This is a genomic window from Georgenia muralis (assembly GCF_003814705.1).
In the GTDB taxonomy this organism is placed as follows: domain Bacteria; phylum Actinomycetota; class Actinomycetes; order Actinomycetales; family Actinomycetaceae; genus Georgenia; species Georgenia muralis.
The window spans coordinates 1,129,364-1,149,922 of the sequence record NZ_RKRA01000001.1 but is presented as its reverse complement, the minus strand read 5'-3'; the positions used below and the strand labels follow the sequence as shown (position 1 = coordinate 1,149,922).

18 protein-coding genes and 1 tRNA gene are annotated in these 20,559 nt (G+C 74.1%); 10 read left to right on the top strand and 9 right to left on the bottom strand.

Going from position 1 to position 20,559, the window contains the following annotated elements; genetic code table 11:
- Positions 1–16: 16 nt before the first annotated feature.
- Positions 17–376, bottom strand: a complete 360-nt coding sequence (locus tag EDD32_RS05005; RefSeq protein WP_123915325.1) for an ArsR/SmtB family transcription factor — start codon at positions 374–376, stop codon at positions 17–19.
- Between the two features lie 103 nt (positions 377–479).
- Here EDD32_RS05005 and arsM point away from each other — a divergent pair, with 103 nt between their 5' ends.
- Complete coding sequence (arsM, locus tag EDD32_RS05000) at positions 480–1,295, top strand: arsenite methyltransferase (RefSeq protein WP_123915322.1); 816 nt, start codon at positions 480–482, stop codon at positions 1,293–1,295.
- On the top strand, positions 1,295–1,528 hold the full coding sequence (locus EDD32_RS04995) for a hypothetical protein (RefSeq protein WP_123915319.1): 234 nt from the start codon (positions 1,295–1,297) through the stop codon (positions 1,526–1,528). Before arsM ends, EDD32_RS04995 begins: the two co-directional genes overlap by 1 nt.
- 42 nt (positions 1,529–1,570) lie before the next feature.
- Here EDD32_RS04995 and EDD32_RS19070 read toward each other — a convergent pair whose 3' ends face one another.
- From EDD32_RS19070 to EDD32_RS04975, 4 genes are all read right to left on the bottom strand, one after another.
- Entirely contained in the window at positions 1,571–3,631 is a 2,061-nt protein-coding gene (locus EDD32_RS19070; RefSeq protein ID WP_211338725.1) for a polysaccharide deacetylase family protein, read from the bottom strand.
- 126 nt (positions 3,632–3,757) lie between these two features.
- Positions 3,758–6,184: a glycosyl hydrolase family 95 catalytic domain-containing protein gene (locus EDD32_RS04985; RefSeq protein WP_123915316.1), complete on the bottom strand. Its 2,427-nt coding sequence runs from the start codon at positions 6,182–6,184 to the stop codon at positions 3,758–3,760.
- A gap of 90 nt (positions 6,185–6,274) precedes the next feature.
- Positions 6,275–6,826, bottom strand: a complete 552-nt coding sequence (locus tag EDD32_RS19990; protein WP_123915313.1) for a mycothiol transferase — start codon at positions 6,824–6,826, stop codon at positions 6,275–6,277.
- 78 nt (positions 6,827–6,904) lie between these two features.
- Positions 6,905–6,975 (bottom strand) — tRNA-Gly (locus tag EDD32_RS04975).
- Positions 6,976–7,099: 124 nt separating this feature from the next.
- Here EDD32_RS04975 and dcd point away from each other — a divergent pair.
- Both dcd and EDD32_RS18760 read left to right on the top strand, forming a co-directional pair.
- The gene (gene dcd, locus EDD32_RS04970; protein ID WP_123915310.1) at positions 7,100–7,678 is read left to right on the top strand and encodes a dCTP deaminase; all 579 of its coding nucleotides are present in this window, start codon (positions 7,100–7,102) and stop codon (positions 7,676–7,678) included.
- Positions 7,679–7,682: 4 nt separating this feature from the next.
- Complete coding sequence (locus EDD32_RS18760) at positions 7,683–8,591, top strand: hypothetical protein (protein WP_170175216.1); 909 nt, start codon at positions 7,683–7,685, stop codon at positions 8,589–8,591.
- A 271-nt stretch (positions 8,592–8,862) separates the two neighbouring features.
- Here the strand turns inward: EDD32_RS18760 and EDD32_RS04960 are convergent, their stop codons facing one another.
- From EDD32_RS04960 to EDD32_RS04945, 4 genes are all read right to left on the bottom strand, one after another.
- Positions 8,863–9,534 carry a DUF3618 domain-containing protein gene (locus EDD32_RS04960; protein ID WP_123915307.1) on the bottom strand — a complete coding sequence of 224 codons (672 nt, stop codon included), beginning with the start codon at positions 9,532–9,534 and terminating at the stop codon, positions 8,863–8,865.
- Complete coding sequence (locus tag EDD32_RS04955) at positions 9,534–9,977, bottom strand: phage holin family protein (RefSeq protein ID WP_123915305.1); 444 nt, start codon at positions 9,975–9,977, stop codon at positions 9,534–9,536. Before EDD32_RS04955 ends, EDD32_RS04960 begins: the two co-directional genes overlap by 1 nt.
- Entirely contained in the window at positions 9,974–10,882 is a 909-nt protein-coding gene (locus tag EDD32_RS04950) for a hypothetical protein (RefSeq protein WP_123915303.1), read from the bottom strand. Before EDD32_RS04950 ends, EDD32_RS04955 begins: the two co-directional genes overlap by 4 nt.
- A 435-nt stretch (positions 10,883–11,317) precedes the next feature.
- Positions 11,318–13,615: a (Fe-S)-binding protein gene (locus tag EDD32_RS04945; protein ID WP_246005981.1), complete on the bottom strand. Its 2,298-nt coding sequence runs from the start codon at positions 13,613–13,615 to the stop codon at positions 11,318–11,320.
- A gap of 224 nt (positions 13,616–13,839) precedes the next feature.
- Between EDD32_RS04945 and EDD32_RS04940 the strand changes: the two genes are divergently transcribed.
- Genes EDD32_RS04940 through mnhG form a run of 6 tightly spaced genes read left to right on the top strand, consistent with a single transcriptional unit; the run spans position 13,840 to position 20,527 of the window.
- Positions 13,840–16,878 carry a Na+/H+ antiporter subunit A gene (locus EDD32_RS04940; protein ID WP_123915300.1) on the top strand — a complete coding sequence of 1,013 codons (3,039 nt, stop codon included), beginning with the start codon at positions 13,840–13,842 and terminating at the stop codon, positions 16,876–16,878.
- Positions 16,875–17,399 carry a Na(+)/H(+) antiporter subunit C gene (locus tag EDD32_RS04935; RefSeq protein WP_123915297.1) on the top strand — a complete coding sequence of 175 codons (525 nt, stop codon included), beginning with the start codon at positions 16,875–16,877 and terminating at the stop codon, positions 17,397–17,399. The genes EDD32_RS04940 and EDD32_RS04935 overlap by 4 nt, the downstream gene beginning before the upstream one ends.
- The gene (locus EDD32_RS04930; protein WP_123915294.1) at positions 17,396–18,997 is read left to right on the top strand and encodes a Na+/H+ antiporter subunit D; all 1,602 of its coding nucleotides are present in this window, start codon (positions 17,396–17,398) and stop codon (positions 18,995–18,997) included. Before EDD32_RS04935 ends, EDD32_RS04930 begins: the two co-directional genes overlap by 4 nt.
- Complete coding sequence (locus EDD32_RS04925; RefSeq protein ID WP_123915291.1) at positions 18,994–19,611, top strand: Na+/H+ antiporter subunit E; 618 nt, start codon at positions 18,994–18,996, stop codon at positions 19,609–19,611. The genes EDD32_RS04930 and EDD32_RS04925 overlap by 4 nt, the downstream gene beginning before the upstream one ends.
- Positions 19,608–20,126 (top strand): MrpF/PhaF family protein, encoded by a 519-nt coding sequence (locus tag EDD32_RS19065; protein ID WP_123915288.1) that lies wholly within the window; start codon positions 19,608–19,610, stop codon positions 20,124–20,126. The genes EDD32_RS04925 and EDD32_RS19065 overlap by 4 nt, the downstream gene beginning before the upstream one ends.
- On the top strand, positions 20,123–20,527 hold the full coding sequence (gene mnhG / locus EDD32_RS04915; RefSeq protein WP_123915285.1) for a monovalent cation/H(+) antiporter subunit G: 405 nt from the start codon (positions 20,123–20,125) through the stop codon (positions 20,525–20,527). The genes EDD32_RS19065 and mnhG overlap by 4 nt, the downstream gene beginning before the upstream one ends.
- The last annotated feature ends 32 nt before the right edge of the window (positions 20,528–20,559 follow it).

Genomic DNA, 20,559 nt, shown 5'->3' with positions numbered 1-20,559 from the left:
ACCTGCGGCCCGCCGGTCAGGCGCCGGCCGGGGACGGCGCCGCGGCGGACGTGGTCAGGACCACCGCCAGGGAGTCGAGCGCCGAGGGGACGACGGTGTAGAACATGTTGACCCCGCGCTTCTCCCGGGTGAGGACCCCCGCGTCCACCAGGACCTTGAGGTGGTGGGAGACCGTGGGCTGGCTCAGGCCTACCGGCCCCGTGAGGTCGCAGACGCACATCTCCCCGCCGTCGCCGGCGGCGATGAGGGACAGCAGCCGCAGGCGCGTGGGCTCGGCGATCGCCTTGAGCCGGACCGCGAGCGTGGCCGCGTCGTCGGCGCTGATCGTCTCCCGGGTCAGGGGCGCGCAGCAGGGCGTGGCGTCGGGGGTGCTCATGACTCCCCAGCGTACAACCAGCATCGACGGCGGTCGATATTGACAGGCGTCGATAGCAGTGCCAGAGTCCAGGACATCGAGATGCGTCAATGGAAGGACCGCCATGGAACAGCAGGGGACCACGGGAGCGGAGGAGCTCCGGGAGCAGGTCCGGGCGCACTACGCCGCGGCGGCCGTCTCGGTCGGCCGGGCAGGGTGCTGCGGTCCGCAGGACGGCGCCGAGGGCGGTTGCTGCGGCTCCGGCGGGTGCGGCGCGCCGGTCGAGGATGACCCCGCCTTCGGTGCGGTGCTCTACCCGCGGGCCGAGCTCGAGCTGCTCCCCGTGGAGGCGTCCCTCGCGTCGCTCGGCTGCGGGAACCCCGTCGCGGTCGCCGACCTGCACCCGGGGGAGCGGGTGCTCGACCTCGGCTCCGGCGGCGGGATCGACGTCCTGCTCTCGGCGCGCCGGGTGGGGCCGACGGGCTTCGCCTACGGCGTCGACATGACCGAGGAGATGCTCGACCTCGCCCGGGCGAACGCGGCCAGGGCGGGTGCCGCGAACGTGGAGTTCCTCCGCGGGACCATCGAGCAGGTGCCCCTGCCCGACGGCGCCGTCGACGTCGTCGTCTCGAACTGCGTGGTCAACCTCTCCGCCGACAAGCCGGCAGTGCTCGCCGAGATGTTCCGTGTGCTCGCCGCCGGCGGCCGGGTCGGGATCAGCGACGTCGTCGCCGAGGACCACCTCACCCCCACCCAGCGGGCCGAGCGGGGCAGTCACGTCGGGTGCATCGCCGGTGCGCTCTCGCGGACCGAGTACGCCGAGGGGCTGGCCGCGGCCGGCTTCACCGACGTCGCGGTCACCTTCACCCACGAGGCGGCACCGGGCATGCACGCCGCGATCGTGCGGGCCCGCAAGCCGCGCCGGATCGAGGAGGACTGATGGACTGGACGGCCCTGCACCGGCTGCACGAGGTGGAGCTGGTCGCCGCGGGCGTCATGAGGGGCCGCGCGGGACGCGACGTCGGGTGGGCGGACGTCTCGTGGCCGGACGGCGGCGCACCGGTGCGGCGGCGGTCTCGGTGGGCCGCGGCGTCGGCCGCCCTCGGCCGAACCGTCCGGGCCGCGCGTGGGCGGCGGGTCACGTGGGACGCCGCCTGCGCGACGTGCGCCTGAGCGAGCGCCCGGCGACCGGGCGACCGCCCGCGACCGGTGGGGCTACGGCTGCCGGGAGTACACCACCCCGGGTGCGGGGCTGCCGATGAGCTCGGAGACGGTGACGAGGGTGTACCCGCGGCTGCGCAGGTCGGAGATGATCCCGGGGACGGCGTCGACGGTGGTCGCGTGGATGTCGTGCATGAGCACGATGGCCCCCGGCGTGGCGTTCGCCGCGACGACCGAGCGCAGCCGCGCCGAGTCGAGGTACCGCCAGTCGAGGGTGTCGATGCTCCAGAGGATGACCGCCATTCCGAGCTGGCCCGAGATCGAGTCGGTCGTGGCGTTGCGCGCGCCGTAGGGCGGTCGCATCAGGGTCGGGCGCCGGCCGGTGACGGAGGAGATCTTCGTCGACGTCGTCGACAGCTGCGAGCTGATCGCCGGGGCGGTGAGCGTGGTGAGGTCCGGGTGGCTCCACGAGTGGTTGGCGACCTCCATGCCGGTCGAGGCCATCCGGCGCACCACCGTGGCGTAGCTGTCGACCCGGCTGCCGACCAGGAAGAAGGTGGCTCGGGCGCCGGCGCCGGTGAGGACGTCGAGGAGCCGGTTGGTGGAGGCGCCCGGGCCGTCGTCGAAGGTCAGCGCGATGCACCGCAGCACGTCGCAGTCGGGCGCGAGCCGGACCACCCGGCAGCCCAGGGACCGGCTCTCGCCGGGGCCGGTGTCGACGGCGTACACGCACACGGTGTGGGTGCCCGTCGCGACCGGCATGGACAGCGTCCAGCCGTGGTCCGGCCCGGCCCACGGGTAGACCCGGGCGACGTCCGGGCGGGGGGCGTCGGCCCATGTCGCGGTGTTCGCGGCGTAGTCGACGTACATCTGCACGATGATCGGGCCGGTGGTGTCGGCGTCGATCGCCCAGCCCGAGAGCGTGACCCGGTCGGCGCCGACGACCACCGAGTCGATCTGGCCGAAGGGGTCGTGACCGGGGACCGTGACCTTCCGGCAGCCCAGCGACCGGCTCTCGCCCGCGCCGGTGTCGACGGCGTAGACGCACACCGTGTGGGTGCCCGGTGCCGCGGCCATCGTCATGGTCCAGCCGTGGTTCGGGCCGGCCCAGGGGTAGACGCGGGCGACGTCCGGGCGGGGGTCGTCGGCCCATGTCGCGGTGTTCGCGGCGTAGTCGACGTACATCTGCACGATGATCGGGCCGGTGGTGTCGGCGTCGACCGCCCACCCGGTGGCGGTGACCTGCTCCGGGCCGACGCGGACGGCGTCGATCGTGCCGAACGGGTCGTGGGCCGGGACGCTCACCCGGCGGCACCCCAGCGAGGTGCTCGCGCCGGGGCCGATGTTGACCGCATAGACACAGATGGTGTGGCTGCCGGCAGGCGTCGCCATGGTGAGCGTGTAGCCGTGGTCGGGGCCTGCGGTGGGATAGACGACGGCGACGTCGGGGCGGGTGTCGTCTGCCCAGGTCGCGGTGTTCGCGGCGTAGTCGACGTACATCTGGACGATGATCGGGCCGGTGGTGTCGGCGTCGATCGCCCACCCGGTGGCGCTCACCCGCTCGGGGCCGACGGTGACGGAGTCGATCTGCCCGAACGGGTCCGGCGAGTCGGGCAGGTCGGCCAGGGCCGCGACCGGCTCCTCGGGGGTGGCCGCGACTGCGGGCTCGGGCTCAGGCTCAGCCGTCGGCGTCGGCGTCGGCGTCGGCGTCGGTGTCGGGTCGTCCGGTGCGGTCGGCTCGGGTGGGGGCTCCGTCGGAGTGGGCTCCTCGGACGGCGGGGCGGTCGGGTCCTCGGGTGTGGCGGTCGGGTCCTCGGGTGTGGCGGTCGGGTCGGCCGTCGGGGTGCTGGTCGGTTCTTCGACCGGCGCGGTCGGCTCCTCGGAGGGCGCGGTGGACTCGTCCGGGAGCGTCGTGGTCGGGTCGTCGTCGGTGGGCACGGGCACCGACGGGGATGGCTGGGTCGTCTCTTCCGGTGCGCCGGACTCCTGTTCGCTCACGACGGCGGCGGCGGCCGCGTCCACCGGGCCGCCCGGCTGGGCCAGCGCGGGGCCGAGGACCAGCGCGAGCGTCGCCGTCGCAAGGACCCTGCGCAGGCCTGCGGGGGAGCGGCCCATGACACACCTCTGAAGGGGGTGGCCTGCACGCCCTCAGGTGGCCGCACCGCGCACCCGATCTCTCACCCCCACGGTAGGGCGTCCGTGGTCGGGGTGGAAGAGACCTTCGATCCCCACATCAGGGGACTACCGGGACGGGAACGAGAGGGAGTGCACGGCGCCCGGCCGCGTGGGGAAGGTCAGCCGGGAGCATCCGGGGGCCGCCGGGACCACGGCGGTGGTCGGCACCGCGGCGCCCCCGCAGACGACCACCGCCGGCCCCCGGCGCTCGGGCACCTCCAGGACCAGGGGCCCGTCGCCCGCCGTGACGGTCGCCGCGTCGAGGTGGCCGCCGCTCCACCGCACGTCGACCCGGTGCCCGCCCCGGGTGCGCACTCCCGTGAGCCGGCCGGCGGGCCAGCGGTCGGGCAGCGCCGGGAGCAGGCTGACGGCGCCGTCGTGGCTCTGCACGATGAGCTCGACCATCCCCGCGACGACGCCGAGGTTCCCGTCGATCTGGAAGACCTGCCCCTCGGGCCAGTCCTCGTGCGGGTGGAGGTCGAGGCCGGAGGCCGAGGTGAGCGTCCGGAGGAGGAGGTCGATCGAGTGCTCCGCGAGCGCGGTGTCGCGCAGGCGCGCGGCCAGGCAGAGGATCCACGCCTGGCTCCATCCCGTGTACCCGCTGCCGTTCGCCAGGCGGAGCGCCAGGGCCCGGCGGACGGCCTCGAGCAGGGCCGGCTCCCGGGTGGCGGTGATCCGGCTGCCCGGGAACGCCCCGTACAGGTGCGAGACGTGCCGGTGGCCGGGCTCGGCCGGGCGCCGTTCGTCCGCCCACTCGAGCAGGTCCCCGGCGCGCCCGACCGCGACCTCGCGCAGCCGCGGGAGGGCCGCCCGGGCCTCGGCGGCGAGCGCGGCCTCGCCAGGGTCGTCCCCGGCCAGGGCGAGGTAGGAGGAGAGGACCTCGCGGACGAGCTCCTGGTCCATCGCCGCGCCGGCACCCACGGCCACCTCGGCGCCGCCGTCGAGGACGAAGCGGTGCTCGGGCGACGTGGAGGGGCTGACCACCAGGGTGCCCGTCCCGTCGTCGACGAGCATGTCGAGCGCGAACGCGGCACCGGCTCGCAGCACGGCCACGGCACCGACGGTCCTTCCGGCGCGCTCGGCGCCCGAGCCGGCGAAGTCCACATGCTCGACGAGGTGGTGGGCCAGCCACCACAGCGCGGACGGCCACGCCGCCCACTGCGGCTCGCCGTCCACGGGCTCGGTGAACCGCCAGAGGTCGGTGTTGTGGTGGACGGCGGCGCCGCGCGCGCCGTAGCAACGGCGGGCGGTCGCCGTGCCGGCGACGGCGAGGTCCCGGGCGAGGTCGAGCAACGGCGTGTGCAGCTCGGCGAGGTCGAGGAGCTCCGCGGGCCAGTAGGCCATCTCGAGGTTGATGTTGGTCGTGTAGTTCCCGCTCCAGGCCGGACGTGCGTCGGCGTTCCAGATGCCCTGGAGGTTCGCCGCCTGGGTTCCCGGTCGTGAGCTCGACACGAGGAGGTGGCGCCCGAGGTCGAAGGCGCGCTCGTGCGCGGCTGCGTCGTCGCCCGACGCCGAGAGGTCGAGGTCGACGCGGTCGACGAGACGACGGCGGTCCGCGACGTGCTCGGCGAGGAGGTCCTCGGTGCGGCACTCGAGCGCCGCCGCCACCTGGTCGCGGGCCGTCTGCGCGATGGCGTCGACGTCGGCTCCGGGGCGCCGGTCCCAGCCGCGGAAGCCCGTGGCGCCGGCCACGACGAGGCGCCGGCCGCCCGGCACCGCCTCGGTGACCGCGACGACCGCGAAGCCCATCCCGGCGGCGACCGACCCGTCGGCTTCGGGCTGGTCGTCGGCGTAGGCCACGGGCTCGGCCAGGTCGACGTAGCCCGGCAGGCACGTGGCGGGGGCGCGTCCGGTAACCACCGTCCACGTCCGTCCGGCGCCGTCCACGGTGGTCGTCGTGCGGACGGGGTGGGGTGTGTCCAGGACGGCTGCGACGGCTCCCTCGGGGTTGGCGGTGCCCGCGCCGTCAGCCCCGGCCCCGGTCGCCCGGGAGACGAGCACCCCCGCCGGCGCGGAGACGAACGTCTCGACCGTGACGCCGTCGTGCGTGGAGCGGGCGACGCCGTCGCGCAGGTCCAGCTCGCGGGCGTAGGACGATCCGTCCGCGTCGGTGGCGTACGTCCACCGGAGGCGGCCGACCGGCTGGTACGCCTGGGTCCAGCGGCCCGACTGGTTCCGGCGGGCCAGCTGCTCCGCGCGGGCCAGGTCGCCGCCCGCGATCGCGGCCCGGATCTCGGTGAGGAGGACCGGGCCCGGCGCCTCGACGTCCGGCACGCCGGCGTCATCGTCGCCCGGTTCGGCCAGGGCCGCGGCGTCCTGCGGGCCGGCACCGTGCTCACCCGGCCCACCGGACCACAGGGTGTCGAGGTTGAGGTCCATCTCCTCGGTGCCCGGCCGGCCGCGCAGGGCGGCCCCCAGGCGCCCGTCGCCGAGCAGGAAGCTGTCGATGAAGGAGGGCGCGGGGGTGTCCAGGCGGATGACGTGGCGGGTCATGGGCGGGCTCCGTCGGCCGAGGGCGGTGGGGCGGGCGGCGGTCGACCGAGGTCGGGCCACGGCCGGGAGAAACCCTCCCACAGCCCTGGCTCAGCTCAGCTGGCCCTGCCGGCCACGAGACCTCGGTCTGGAGCCACCGGGACGGTGGAGACTTCCACCTACCCGACCACGAGGTGCCGGCGACCGTCGATCTGCTCCCCGACGATGTCGAGGTGGCCGGCGTGGTGGCCGTCTCCAGCAGGAGCCTGAGCACGCAGGCGCGTGCGTCGGCGAAGCGCGGGACGGGGAAGACCTCCTCGGGGGCCACCAGGCGGGGGAGGCGTCGAGATCCGCCTCGGCGAGCACGGCGTCCCTGCGGCCCCGCCGGCGTCGGTACTGCTCCACCGCTGCCGCACCGGTGGTGACCTGAGCCTTCCAGCCGTCCTGGACCAGGCCGATGCACTCCGTGTCACCGCCGACGATCGCGCCGGCCCAGAAGATCTCGACGTCGTACGTGAGGTGGTTGAGCATCTGAGCGATCGACCACCCGGATGGCATGACCGTTCGCGTCAGGTCGTCCTCGCCGAGCCCCGCGACGGCAGCCAGCACATGATCTCGTTCGGTGTCGAGGTGGGCGAGCAGGCCGGCACGTTCGCTACTCATCCCGGCACCGTTGGCCCCGCCCTAGGCTTCGGGAGGCTGTGAGGTGCTCCTGACCGGAGGAGAGGTGCCGGCGTTCGGAGCGGGTGACGGGAATCGAACCCGCGCTATCAGCTTGGGAAGCTGAAGTTCTGCCACTGAACTACACCCGCGTGCGCCTGAGCGCGCCGCCACTATACCCAACCTCGGGCGTCCGGGACGAACCGGCTCCGGCGCCGCGGTGTGTCCGGCGGCGGGCCGGCCGGGCTGCCGCTGCCGGGTGGCACAATCGCACGCGTGCTGCTCTCCGACCGTGACATCCGGACCCAGCTCGACGCCGGCCGGGTGACGCTCGAGCCCTACGACGTCGAGATGATCCAGCCGGCCAGCATCGACGTGCGTCTGGACAAGTACTTCCGCCTCTTCGACAACCACCGGTACCCGGTCATCGACCCGGCGCAGGACCAGCCGGACCTCACCCGTCTCGTCGACGTCGGACCGGACGACCCGCTGGTGCTCCACCCCGGTGAGTTCGTCCTCGGCGCCACCTACGAGCGAGTCACCCTGCCGGACGACATCGCGGCCCGCCTCGAGGGCAAGTCCTCCCTCGGACGCCTGGGCCTGCTCACCCACTCCACGGCCGGGTTCATCGACCCCGGCTTCACCGGGCACGTGACGCTGGAGCTGTCGAACACGGCAACCATGCCGATCATGCTCTGGCCGGGGATGAAGATCGGCCAGCTCTGCTTCTTCCAGCTCTCCTCGGCCGCGGAGCGCCCGTACGGCTCCGGCGCGACCGGGTCGCGGTACCAGGGCCAGCGCGGCCCGACGGCCTCGCGCTCGCACGTGAACTTCCACCGCACACCGGTGCGCTGAGCCGATGGCCGACGACACGACGGCCCGCCCCACCCTCGACCGCGGCCTCGCCGACCCCCACCACCTCCTCGTCCTGCCGGCGGAGGTGACCGCCGACGACCTCGAGGCGCTCGCCGTCTCCCGGGACGAGGACGCCGGCTGGGCGGGGCCGTCGCAGCTGCGCGTCCAGGCCGGCGTCCAGCTCACCGGTCCCTGGGGTCTGGACCGCGCCCTGCGCAGCGGCTTCGACCTACCTGCCTGGGCCGACCACGCCTACCTCCTGCTCTGCCCGGTGCAGCGCGGAGGACCGCTGCCGCCGGAGCTGCGGGGGATCGACCCGGTGCTCGACGCCTTCCCGGAGGGCGTCCCGCACGGGGTCGAGTCCGAGGCGCTGGGCCACCTTCGCGCCTTCGCCCGGCGCCTCGGTGGCGCGGTGCGGCTGGCGGGCTCCGGCGCCGTGGTCGTGCCCGACGCCGACGCCGCGGTCGACCTCACCGTGCTGGCGCCGGTCTGGCTCGATCACGACGTCTGCCTGCAGGTGCTCACCCAGACCCTGCCGGAGGTCCACTCCCTGCTCGACGACATCCCCGACGAGCTCGCGCGTCTGCAGGTGCTCGAGGGGTACGCCATCGTCGCCCACCTGGGCGAGGGGGACCTCGTCGAGGTGGCGGTGGGCGGCCTTCAGCAGCCGCCGGTCGTCCTGCGGGGGACGCCCTGGGCGCACGGCGGTGTCGTCGCCTACGAGGTCCGGTGGCGTCCGCATCACCCCGAGCAGGCGTTCGCGGCCCGGCCCTCGCTCGGGCAGCGGCGTGCGCGGGCTCGCGCCGGGGCCCTCATCGAGCGCACCGTCCTGGCGCTGCACGCCCTCACCGGCGGCGAGATCAGCGACGACGACGGCTTCCTCGTCGAACCCGGGGACCTCGGTCGGGACTGACGCGGTGGCGCACGGCCGAGCGAGTACCTCGCGGGTCGGGTCAGTGGGCTCGTCACCACGGGCTCGACCCGGTACCTGCTGAGTGGGCGGGCGCCGGACGGGGTGGAGCTGTCGGGACGCGTGAGTCGGACCTGGCGAGCACCGGACGGGGCGTGGCCCCTGGCACGCCGAAGGGGTCCCGGCCGGTGGCCGGGACCCCTTCGGTGGTGCGGTCAGGCTGGTCAGCTGGTCAGTGCTTCCTCAGTGCTGCCTCGGTGCTGGTGAGTGCTGGTCAGTACCCGCGGACGGTCCCGGCGGAGTCCTGCGCATGGCCGGACACCGCGTCCTTCTGGTGGGCCGCCTCACCCTTGACCTGCTGGGCGCCCTCGGTCGCGGTGGCCTTGACGTCCTGGGCCCCCTCGGTCGCGGTCGCCTTGACCTGCTGGGCGCCCTCGGTGGCCGTGCCCTTGACCTGCTCGGCCGCCTCCTTGGCGGGCTCACGGAGGTTCTCGCCCATCTCCTTGGCCAGGCCCTTCGCCCCCTCGGTGACGCCCTGGACGGCGTCGCTCTCCTTGGCCTGCGTGGCGAGCTCGCGCTCCTTGCGGGTCGAGGGGATGAGCGAGGAGGCCAGCAGACCTACGCCGAAGGCGATGACGCCGGCGGCGAGGGGGTTGCCCTTGGCCTTGGCCTTGACCTGCCCGGGGGCGGCCTTGGCGGAGCCGGCGACCTGGTGGGCGCTGTCGGACAGGCCGCTCGCCCGGTCGCCGACGGAGGTGGAGGCGTCGTCGGCGGCGCCGAAGACCTTCTCCTTGACGCCGGTGACGGCGTCCTTGACCTTCTCGCCCTGGCGGTGCGCGATCTGGCCGGGGCTCATCTTGTCGCCGAGCGCGTCGACGTTCTGCGAGAGGTCGGCGCGGGTCCGCTCGATATCGGCGCGGATCTGGTCGGGGTCGTTGCTGGTCATCATCGCTCCTGTCCCTTGAGGGCGGTCGGGATCTTCTTCACCGTGTCGGTCGTCTGGGGGAGCCCCTCGACCTGCTTGACGTTCTTCTTGCCCTGGAGGGCGAGGACCGCGGCGACGATCCCCCAGAGGACGGCGACGATCAGGCCGGACCAGCCCAGTGCGGGCTCGGCGCCGCCGTCACCGATCAGTGCCCCCAGGCCCCACCACAGGGCCAGGGAGAGGAACAGCAGGACGAAGTACCCGGCGACTCCCGCGCCGCCGAACAGGCCGGCGCCCTTCCCGGCCTTCTTGGCCGACTCCGCGGCCTCTGCCTTCGCGAGCGCCATCTCCTGGCGGATCAGCGTGGACAGGTCCTCGCTCACCCGGCCGATGATCTCGCCCACGGAGGCGTTCGCCGGGTCGCTCGCGGGGACGGCGGACGTGGGTCCGGGGACGGTGCTCATCGGACGTCACTCCCCAGCGGGTCGCCCGAGCCGTAGCTCGGCGTCCCGTAGGTCGAGCTCGTGGACCCCGACGTCGGGGTGCCGTGCGCCGGGAACTCCGTGGTCGTCCCGGCGGTGGTGCCCGGGACGGTCGTGGTCTCGGAGGTGTACGGGTCGGTGGTGACCCGGGCCCCGGTGAGCGGGTCGACCTCGGTGCTGCGCGGGGTCACCACGTGCCGGGCGCCGGTGTCGGTGTCGTTCCCGGCGTCCTTGAGGCTCCGCGCGAGGCGGCCGGCGACCAGCCCCAGCCCCGCCGCGATCGCGACGAAGGTCCCCGGGTGGCGACGGGCGTACGACTGGACGTCCGCGAGGACCTCCTCGGGCTCGCGGTCCTCGAACCAGCGTCCGGCCTTCTCGAGGTAGTCCCCGGCCTGGCGGGCGAGGTCGGCGGCGAGCCCGGTCTGGGCGTTGCCGTCGGCGAGGGCGGTGAGCTCGCCGGAGAAGGAGCGGAGGCCGCTCGCCAGGCGCGTCTGCTGGCCGGAGGCCTGCTGGCTGAGCTCTCCGCGGCTCTGGTCCCACAGCTGGCGCGCCTGGTCCTTGGCGACGGCGACGGTCTGCTGCGCCGTCTCCTTCGCCTGGCCGGCCGTCTCCTGGGCCTTCTCCTTCGCCTGGTCGGCGGTCTCGCGGGTCTTCTCCGCGGCGACGTCCTTCACCTCGCCGGCGCTCTGACCGGCGTGGTGCGCGACGTCGGACGCCTCCTGCTTGGCGGCGTCCTTCTTGCCCGGCTCGTCGGTGCCGTAGGCGGTGGTCTCGCCGTAGGTGGTCGTGGCCGCGGGGACCGCAGGCGCCGGCGGGTACGCCGGGGGCATCCCGGTGCTGCCGAGGGGGTCGCGCGGTTCCGTGGGGCGGCCGTACTGGTCCGTCATGGTCAGTCCCTTCAACGGTCGTCGTCTTCGGTTTCAGCGACGTTGCTTCCCATGCTTGGACGGTTCGTCCGATCGCGCACGCTGAAACGTCTGTGACGCGACATCGCGCAAGAACCTGAGTGTGCGTGTTTGAGGGCTGAAATGGCGGTCTGCCAACGAAATGTCGCGCTCGCAGGCGTGGGGAACCGATGTGGGACTCCCGGGGCGCTGAGACGAGTCGAGTAAAGACTTCACCAAGTGAACAAGGTACGAAGCGGTTCTGGCGCGATATGGGTCCGGCGCATGGTGTACGGCGGCGTGGCGCAGCTCGCGCGTTGCGGCGGTGCGCGTCGCCGGTCGTGCGCGTTGCTCCGGCTCTGCGCGTTGCTCCGGCTCTGCGCGTTGCTCCGGCGGTGCGCGTGGCGCGGCCGGACCTCACCGGCTCGGTGAGCCCCGTCAGTCGGCGGGGGCTGGATCGCCCCGGCGAACCGCCGCGAGCAGGAGCTGTGCGACGTCGAGGACCTCGACGTCGTCGCCGTTGGCGGCGGCACCGTCGGAGAGCATCGTCGTGCAGAAGGGGCAGGCGGTCGCGACCGCCGTGGCGCCGGTCGCCGCCGCCTCGCCCGCCCGCGCGGAGGAGATGCGCGTGCCGACGGTCTCCTCCATCCACACGCGTCCGCCACCGCCGCCGCAGCACATGGCCGTCTCGCCCGAGCGTGGCATCTCGGTCAGCGACAGGCCGGGGACCGCGCCGAGCAGCTCGCGTGGCGGCGCGTAGACCTGGTTGTGCCGGCCGAGGTAGCAGGGGTCGTGGTAGGTCACCGTCCGGCTCGCCTCGCCCGCGGCCGGTGCGACCGGGGTCAGCCGGCCCTCGCGCACGAGCCGGTCGAGGAGCTGGGTGTGGTGGACCACCTCGTAGTGGCCGCCGAGCTGCGGGTACTCCCGGGCCAGGGTGTTGAAGCAGTGCGCGCAGGTCACCACGATGCGCCGGGCCCCGACCTCGGCGAGGGTCTCGACGTTCTGCGCGGCGAGCATCTGGAACAGCAGCTCGTTGCCCGAGCGCCGCGCGGGGTCGCCGGTGCAGGTCTCGCTGTCGCCGAGGACGGCGAAGCTGACCTCCGCCGTGTGGAGGAGCTCGGCGACCGCCCGGGTGGTCCGGCGCGCCCTGTCCTCGAAGGCGCCCGCGCACCCCACCCAGAAGAGGTAGTCCACCTCGGCGGCGCTCTCGACGTCGGCGCCGACGACCGGGACGTCGAACGGCAGGCCCTTGGCCCACTCGAGCCGCTTGCGCGGCGCGAGCCCCCACGGGTTGCCCTTCGACTCGAGCTTGCGGAACATGCCGCCCAGCTCGGCCGGGAAGGCGGACGCCATGAGAACCTCGTGACGGCGCAGGTCGAGGATGTGGTCCACGTGCTCGATGTCCACGGGGCACTGGTGCACGCAGGCGCCGCAGGTGGTGCAGGCCCACAGCACGTCGGGGTCGATGACGTCCGGGACGAGGTCGGACGGGACGGCGGAGACGCCGCCCGGACCGGTCGCGCCCGCCTCGGAGAGGGCGCCGAGGACGTCACCGGAGTGCGGCCGGAAGCCGTCGCGGCCGGCGAGGGCAGCCGCACCGATCTCCTCGGGGGAGGCCGCGGTCGGTGCGGCGTCCGACGTGGCCGGACGTCCCGAGGCCGGCGCCGCGGCCCGCAGGAACGGGGCGGCGGCGCTCGCGTGGTCGCGCAGGGCGAGGGTGAACAGCTTGGGGGACAGGGGCTTGCCGGTGTTCCAGGCCGGGCACTGGTCCTGGCAGCGGCCGCACTCGGTGCAGGTGGAGAAGTCGAGCAGGCCCTTCCAGGTGAACTCCTCGACGTGCCCCACGCCGAGCGTGGCGTCCTCCGGCAGGTCGTCCAGGGCGGCGACGTCGAGCGGGGCACCGCCGACGAGCAGGGGCTGCGCAGGTCCCAGGGCCGGGCCGCCGTCGGGCTCGCGCCGGGCGTAGACGTTGACGACGGCGAGGAACCGGTGCCACGCCACCCCCATGGACGGCTGCAGCCCGATGACCACCATCCAGCTCATGGACACGACGATCTTCACCGCCGAGACGACGGTGATGGCGTCGGCGAGCGCTGCCTGCCCCGTCCCCACCAGCGGCTCGCCCAGCCACGCGGTGAGGGGGAAGTGCAGCGGCGTCGCGAGCTGGGCCAGGTCCGGCTCGCCGGCGTAGTAGGCGTACTCGAGCACCCGCAGGGCCAGGACGCACACGACGACGACGGCGATGACCGCCTCGACGAAGTAGGCCTGCCACCGCGTCGAGCCGAAGAACCTCGAGCGCCGGCGCTCGGGCAGCGGCTCCCCTGCGCGCGGGCGCCGGCGCAGCCGCACCCCGGTCAGGAGGACGATCCCGGCCAGGCCGAGCCACGCGAAGGCCTCGACCAGCCACTCCCAGGGCGGGAGGTGGCCCAGCAGCGGCAGCGCGAACGCGGGGTCGACCACCTGCCCGTAGCCGGTGACGAGGGTGAGGAACAGCAGCGGGAAGGAGACCATGACCAGCCAGTGCGCCGCCCGGACGGCGGGGCGCTGGCGGAAGTGGCCGTGCCCGAGGACCTCGCGCACGAGGGTCCGCGCCCGCCGGCCGGCCGGGGACAGTCGCCCGGGAGCGGGCCGACCGACCCGGACCTGACGCACGATCGACGAGGCGCCGCGGGCGAAGAGCGCCACGCCGGCCACCGTGGCGAGGACCACGACCACGAGGGAGATCGTCTGCAGCAACGAGGGGTCCTTCCGGTGGGCTGGGCCCACGGTACCGCCGGAGGCCGTAACGGCCGCCCCGCGGACGCCTGCCCGCGCGCCCGCAGAGCGTGACAGGGCGCACCGCCGCGCACCGGGGTTGTTCAAGAATTGATAAACTCGCCCAGGAACCCTCCCCCTGCCCCGAACGGTGCGACGGCCGGCACGGGTTCGTTCTTGACCGCACACGACTCCGGGGAGCGGCCATGCTGCAGCTGCTGGCGATCCACCTGGTCGCCGCGCTGCTCGCGCCCCCGCTCGTGGCCTGGCTCGGCCGGCGCGCGTTCCTCGTCCTCGCCGCGGCACCCGCGTCGGCGGCCGTGTGGGCGGCGGCCGTGTCCGGCCGGGTGCTGGCGGGTGACCACCCCGAGCAGGTGGTCGCGTGGGTGCCGAGCCTGCAGCTCGAGCTCGCGTTCCGGCTGGACACGCTCTCGTGGCTGATGACCCTCGTCGTGGGCGGGGTCGGCGCGCTCGTGCTGGTCTACTCGGCGGCCTACTTCTCCCGGTCCGCGCACGCGCTGGGCCGCTTCGCCGGGGTGTTCGTCGCGTTCGCCGGCTCGATGCTGGGCCTGGTCACCACCGACGACACGCTCATGCTCTACGTGTTCTGGGAGCTGACCACTGTCACCTCCTTCCTGCTCATCGGGCACTACCACGACCGGCAGTCCTCCCGGCGGGCCGCGCTGCAGGCGATCATGGTCACCACCTTCGGCGGGCTGGCGATGCTCGCCGGCCTGATCATCCTCGGCGAGAGCCGCGGCGGCTCCTACCGGCTCGGCGAGCTCGTCGCGACGGCCGCGGCCGGCGAGCTCGGGGTCGGCGCCCACCCGGCGCTGGTGCCGACCGCCGTCGCCCTCGTCCTGCTCGGCGCGGTGACGAAGTCGGCGCTCGTCCCCTTCCACTTCTGGCTCCCGGCGGCGATGGCCGCGCCGACCCCCGTCAGCGCCTACCTGCACGCCGCCGCCATGGTCAAGGCCGGCATCTACCTCGTCGCCCGGCTCGCCCCGGGCCTGTCGGAGCTGCCGGTGTGGCGCTGGACGGTCGTCGGGGTGGGCCTCACCACCCTCGTGATCGGCGGGTACCGGGCGCTGCGCCAGTACGACCTCAAGCTCGTCCTCGCGTTCGGCACCGTCTCCCAGCTCGGGCTGGTCATGATGCTCGTGGGTTACGGCGACGCAGCGGTCGCCCTGGCCGGGCTGGCGATGCTGCTCGCGCACGCCCTGTTCAAGTCCGCGCTGTTCCTCGTCGTCGGCGTGGTGGACTGGGCACTGGGCACGCGGGACCTGCGCAAGATCTCCGGCCTCTGGCGTCGCACGCCCGTCCTGGCGGCCGCCGGCGCGCTCGCCGCTGCGTCGATGGCCGGCCTCCCCCCGACGGCCGGCTACGTGGCCAAGGAGGCCGCGCTCGAGGGCCTCGTCCACCGCGGCGCACCGATCGACTGGGTCGTGCTCGTGGGCATCGCCGCCGGGTCGGCCCTGACCGTGGCGTACTCGCTGCGCCTGTGGTGGGGCGCTTTCGCCGACAAGCCCGGCGTCGAGGCGGCGGAGCCGCAGAAGACCTCCCGGCTCATCATGGCGGCGCCGGTGCTGCTGGCGGTCGCCGGCGTCGTCGTGGGTCTGGTGCCCGGGCTGGTCGAGCGTCACCTCGCCCCGCACGCGGGGACCTACCCCGGCGAGGAGGGCCACCTGACCCTGTGGGGCGGGGTGGGCGTGCCGCTGCTGACCACGGCCGCCATCCTCGCCACCGGCCTGGCACTGTTCCTCGCGCGGGGCCCGGTGGAGCGCCTCCAGCGCTCCTTCCGCGACCTCGAGGGCGCCGAGGGGGCCTACCGGCGGCTCCTGCGGGCCCTGGACAACGTCGCGGCCGATGTCACCGCCTGGACCCAGCGCGGCTCGCTGCCGGCGTACCTGTCGATCATCCTCCTCACCACGATCACGCTCGCCGGCGGGGCCGCCCTGCTCGGCGGCGACACCTGGCCCGAGGGGCTGCGGCCCTGGGACAACCCGCTGCAGGCCGTGGTGGCCGTCGTCGTCGCCGTCGCGTCCGTGCTGGCCGCCCGAGCCCGCCGCCGCCTCAAGGCGGTCGTCCTGCTCGGCGTGGCCGGGTACGGCGTCGCCCTGCTCTTCGAGCTCCACGGCGCCCCGGACCTCGCCCTGACCCAGGTCCTCGTCGAGACGGTCACCCTCGTCGTCTTCGTCCTCGTGCTGCGCCGTCTGCCGGCCTACTTCTCCAACCGCCCGCTCGTAGCGTCACGGTGGTGGCGGGCCGGGGTGGCCGTCCTGGCCGGGGTGACCGTGGCGGGGCTCGGGGTGCTCGCCGCCGGCGCGCGGATCCACGAGCCCGTCTCGGTGGACTTCCCCGCCGAGGCGTTCGAGTTCGGCTACGGCAAGAACATCGTCAACGTCACCCTCGTCGACATCCGCGCGTGGGACACCATGGGCGAGATCTCCGTCGTCGTCGTGGCCGCGACCGGTGTGGCGTCGCTGATCTTCCTGCGCGCCCGGAGCGGCCGCATCGACCGCCCCCGCAACCTGCGCTCCGAGGGCCGCGCCCCCGGCGCCCCGGCCGTGTGGGGCGGTGGACGGCCCGACCCGGCGGCCGAGCTGCGCCGCCCCGGGGCCGGGGCCGCGCAGGTCCGGGCTCCCGGGCGCGGGCGCACCTGGCTCGCGGGCGACGCCACCCTCGCCCCGCAGCGCCGCTCGGTGATCTTCGAGGTCGGCACCCGACTCGTCTTCCACACGCTCATCGTCTTCTCCCTGTTCCTGCTGTTCTCCGGTCACAACGCCCCCGGCGGCGGCTTCGCCGGCGGCCTCGTCGCGGGGACGGCGCTCATCGTGCGCTACCTCGCGGGCGGTCGGTACGAGCTGGGTGAGGCCGCCCCGGTCCACCCCGGACTGCTCCTGGGCGGCGGGCTCTTCCTCTCCGCCGGCGCCGGGGCGGTGCCCCTGCTCCTCGGTGGGACGGTCCTGGAGACGACGATCGTGGACGTCGTCCTGCCGGTCTTCGGCCCCGTGAAACTGGCGACGGCACTCTTCTTCGACATGGGGGTCTACCTGGTGGTCATCGGGCTCGTCCTGGACATCCTGCGTTCGCTGGGGGCCGAGGTCGACCGGCAGGGCGAGATCGAGGGCAACCAGGCCCCCGACGTCGCCTACGACGACCCGTCCCAGCTCGCCGACGACGCCCTGCCGGCCCGGGACGACCGCGCCGAGGTCCCTGACGCGCTCCCGAGGGGGCAGCGATGATCGAGATGACACCCTCCGCGGCCCTGGTCGTACTCGTCGCGGTGCTCGTGGGCACCGGCGTGTACCTCATCCTCGAGCGCTCGCTCTCGCGGGTCATCGTCGGGGTGGCGCTCATCTCCAACGGCATCAACGTCCTCATGCTCATCGCCGGCGGCCGCGCGGGCGGCCCGCCGCTCATCGGTGACACCGCGACCGAGGACATGTCCGACCCCCTGCCCCAGGCGATGGTCCTCACCGCGATCGTCATCACCCTGGGGATGACCGCGTTCCTCCTGGCCATGGCCTACCGCTCCTGGCAGCTCAACGGTCACGACGAGGTCCAGGACGACCTCGAGGACCGCCGTATCGCCCGCAGAGCGGCCCGCGACGAGCTCTCCGCCCGCGCGACCGACGACGTCGGCTCCACCCTCGCGGAGGACGCCGCGGCCACCCGGGACGAGACGGCCGTCCTGGGCAGCGAGCACGCCTCGCGCGGGCACCACGCCCCCGCGCTCGCGGCCGACGACGAGGAGGCCCGATGACCTGGCTCGTCGCCCTGCCCGTGGTCCTGCCGCTCATCGGCGCCGGTTTCGCGCTGGCGCTGGCGCGCCACCCGAAGGTCCAGGTCATCGTCTCGGTCACCACCCTCACCGTCGTCCTCGCCGTCACCGTGGTGCTGCTCGTCCACGTCAACGACGGCCCCGTCGTCCTCGACGTCGGGAGCTGGGCCGCACCCGTGGGCATCGCCCTGGTGGGTGACCGCCTCGCCGCGCTGCTGCTGGTCGTCTCCGTCGCCGTCACCCTCGGGGTGCTCCTGTACTCCCTCGCGCAGGGCATCGCCGACGGGGACGAGGGCGCCCCGGTGGCGATCTACCACCCGACCTTCCTCGTCCTGTCGGCCGGGGTGTCCAACGCCTTCCTCGCCGGGGACCTGTTCAACCTCTACGTCGGGTTCGAGATCCTCCTCGTCTCCAGCTTCGTGCTCATCACCCTCTCGGGCACCCGTGAACGGATCCGCGCGGGGACGATCTACGTCGTCGTCTCGCTCGTGAGCTCGATCGTCTTCCTCACCGCGATCGCGCTGGTCTACGCCGCGGTGGGCACGGTGAACCTCGCTCAGCTGGCGATCCGGCTGCCCGAGATCGCCCCGGGGACCCAGACGGTGCTCCAGCTCATGCTGCTCGTGGCGTTCGGGATCAAGGCGGCCATCTTCCCCCTCTCGGCGTGGCTGCCGGACTCCTACCCGACGGCCCCGGCCCCGGTGACGGCGGTCTTCGCGGGCCTGCTGACCAAGGTCGGCGTCTACGCCGTCATCCGCACCCAGGTGCTCCTGTTCCCCGGTGGCCAGCTCGACGAGCTCCTCAAGTGGGCGGCGCTGGCGACGATGGTGGTGGGCATCCTCGGCGCAGTGGCGCAGGAGGACATCAAGCGTCTGCTCTCCTTCACCCTCGTCTCCCACATCGGGTTCATGATCTGGGGGATCGCGACCAGCAGCGAGGCCGGCCTCTCGGCCGCCATCTTCTACGTCACCCACCACATCACGGTCCAGACCTCCCTGTTCCTCATCGCCGGACTCATCGAGCGGCGCGGCGGCACCACCTCGCTGGTGCGCCTGGGGTCCTTGGCCAAGGCGGCGCCGCTCCTGGCGGTGCTGTACTTCGTGCCGGCGATGAACCTGGCCGGGATCCCCCCGATGACCGGCTTCCTCGGCAAGGCGGGCCTCGTCCAGGCGGCGGCCGCGGAGGGCGGGGGCATGTCCTACGCCCTCATCGCCGGCGGGCTCGTCACCTCGCTGCTGACCCTCTACGCCATCACCAAGGCGTGGAACATGGCGTTCTGGCAGGAGGCGCCCCAGCCGCTGCCCGAGACCACGACGCCGCGCGGCATGGTCCTGCCCGCCGCCGGGATGGTCGTCCTCTCCCTCTTCCTCGCCGTCGTGGCGGGGCCGCTGTACGGCTACACCGACCGCGCCGCCGCCGACCTGCGCTCGCGCACGCCCTACATCACCGCCGTCCTGCCGGACTTCGAGCGGGGCACCGGCGAGTCCTCGGACGTGGCGCAGGAGGGCGAGCGGCGTGAGGACGCCGAGGACGAGCCCGAGGACGCGCCCCTGCCCACCGCCACGGAGGAGGCCTCGTGAACGCCGACGCCTCCGCGCCCACCCGCGCCGTGCCGCGCCGACCCCGCCTGCGCCCGCGCACCTCCTGGGGTGCGCTGGCGTGGCTGACCGGGGTGTGGGTGCTCCTGTGGGGCGACATCACGATGGCGAACGCGGTGGCCGGGCTGCTCGTGGCGCTCCTCGTGACGTGGGTGGCACCCCTGCCCCGGGCGCCGTTCGACGGGAGGTTCCGGCCCCTCGGGGTGCTGCGCCTGGTCGTGCGCTTCGCCGTCGACGTCGCGCTCGCCTCCGCCCAGATCGCGTGGATGGTGCTGCGCCGGCGCCAGCCCACCGGGGCCGTCATCCGCGTCCGGCTGCGCTCGCACTCGGACACCTACCTCGCCGCCACCTCGGGCATGGTCTCCCTCGTGCCGGGCTCGATCGTCGTCGAGGCGCACAGGCTCACCGGCACCCTGTACATCCACGTCTTCGACGTCGACCTCGCCGGCGGCCTCGAGCGGGCGCACCGGTCGGTCCTGGAGCAGGAGGAGCGGCTGCTGCGCGCGTTCGCCTCCCGTGACCAGCTCACCGACGCCGGGTACGTCCCGGGCTCGTCCCCGCGCCGGGGCCGGCTGGCCGAGGGGGAGGCGCGATGATCGTCGTCTACGTCCTCTGCTCGGTCGCGCTGGGCCTGGCGGGCCTGCTCGCCCTCGTGCGGATCGAGCGGGGCCCGTCGATGCTCGACCGCGCCGTCGGCCTCGACGTCGTCACCGCGGCCACCCTCGGGTCGGTCGCGCTCGTCACCGCGGTGACCGACCGCACCGACCTCGTCCCGGTGCTGCTCGTCCTCGCCGTCGTCGGGTTCGTCGGTGCGGTCACGCTCGCCCGCTTCGTCGCCGTCGACCGGGCGGAGGAGGCCCGGATCCTCACCCGGGAGGAGCTGCGCGCCGTCCTGGCCCAGCAGCGCGCCAGCGACGACGACGAGGCGCCCCCCGTCCACGACCCTGACGCGCCAGCCGCCACCGCCACGGCGCCGACGGCGCCGGACCGGGCCGACATGACCGAGGACGGCACGGTCAACGCCACGGGGGGCGGCGAGGGCACCGCGCCGCTGCCGGCCGAGGAGACCCCCGAGGGCGACGTCGGGCACGACGGGAGGCAGGAGCGATGACCTGGGAGAACGGCGCCGACGTCGCCGGGGCGGTCCTGCTGGTCCTGGGCAGCGCCCTCACGCTCGTTGCGGCCTACGCGGTGTACTTCCTCAAGGACCTCCTCTCACGCATGCACGCCGCCACCAAGCCCCAGGTCCTCGGCCTGGTGCTCATGCTCGGCGGGGTGGCCCTGTCCGTCCGTGAGCCGGTCCTGGTCTGGACGCTCGTGCTCGTCGTGGCCTTCCAGCTCATCACCGCGCCGATCTCGGCGCACATGGTCGGGCGCGCCGGGTACCGCACGGGCAAGGTCGACGGCGCCGGCCTCGTCGTCGACGAGCTCACCGAGGACCTGCGCGCGTCCCGCCGGCGCACCGAGGACGCGCGGGAGGCGGAGGCGGACGAGCGGGTGGTGGACCGGTAGGAGGCTCGCCCGGGTCGGCGCCGAGGCCACCG

What these genes read in the sequence shown, in the direction of transcription:
- EDD32_RS05005 (WP_123915325.1), bottom strand. Translation starts at nt 376, where the DNA reads ATGAGCACCCCCGACGCCACGCCCTGCTGCGCGCCCCTGACCCGGGAG.
- arsM (WP_123915322.1), top strand. Translation starts at nt 480, where the DNA reads ATGGAACAGCAGGGGACCACGGGAGCGGAGGAGCTCCGGGAGCAGGTC.
- EDD32_RS04995 (WP_123915319.1), top strand. Translation starts at nt 1,295, where the DNA reads ATGGACTGGACGGCCCTGCACCGGCTGCACGAGGTGGAGCTGGTCGCC.
- EDD32_RS19070 (WP_211338725.1), bottom strand. Translation starts at nt 3,631, where the DNA reads ATGGGCCGCTCCCCCGCAGGCCTGCGCAGGGTCCTTGCGACGGCGACG.
- EDD32_RS04985 (WP_123915316.1), bottom strand. Translation starts at nt 6,184, where the DNA reads ATGACCCGCCACGTCATCCGCCTGGACACCCCCGCGCCCTCCTTCATC.
- EDD32_RS19990 (WP_123915313.1), bottom strand. Translation starts at nt 6,826, where the DNA reads ATGAGTAGCGAACGTGCCGGCCTGCTCGCCCACCTCGACACCGAACGA.
- EDD32_RS18760 (WP_170175216.1), top strand. Translation starts at nt 7,683, where the DNA reads ATGGCCGACGACACGACGGCCCGCCCCACCCTCGACCGCGGCCTCGCC.
- EDD32_RS04960 (WP_123915307.1), bottom strand. Translation starts at nt 9,534, where the DNA reads ATGACCAGCAACGACCCCGACCAGATCCGCGCCGATATCGAGCGGACC.
- EDD32_RS04955 (WP_123915305.1), bottom strand. Translation starts at nt 9,977, where the DNA reads ATGAGCACCGTCCCCGGACCCACGTCCGCCGTCCCCGCGAGCGACCCG.
- EDD32_RS04950 (WP_123915303.1), bottom strand. Translation starts at nt 10,882, where the DNA reads ATGACGGACCAGTACGGCCGCCCCACGGAACCGCGCGACCCCCTCGGC.
- EDD32_RS04940 (WP_123915300.1), top strand. Translation starts at nt 13,840, where the DNA reads ATGCTGCAGCTGCTGGCGATCCACCTGGTCGCCGCGCTGCTCGCGCCC.
- EDD32_RS04935 (WP_123915297.1), top strand. Translation starts at nt 16,875, where the DNA reads ATGATCGAGATGACACCCTCCGCGGCCCTGGTCGTACTCGTCGCGGTG.
- EDD32_RS04930 (WP_123915294.1), top strand. Translation starts at nt 17,396, where the DNA reads ATGACCTGGCTCGTCGCCCTGCCCGTGGTCCTGCCGCTCATCGGCGCC.
- EDD32_RS19065 (WP_123915288.1), top strand. Translation starts at nt 19,608, where the DNA reads ATGATCGTCGTCTACGTCCTCTGCTCGGTCGCGCTGGGCCTGGCGGGC.
- mnhG (WP_123915285.1), top strand. Translation starts at nt 20,123, where the DNA reads ATGACCTGGGAGAACGGCGCCGACGTCGCCGGGGCGGTCCTGCTGGTC.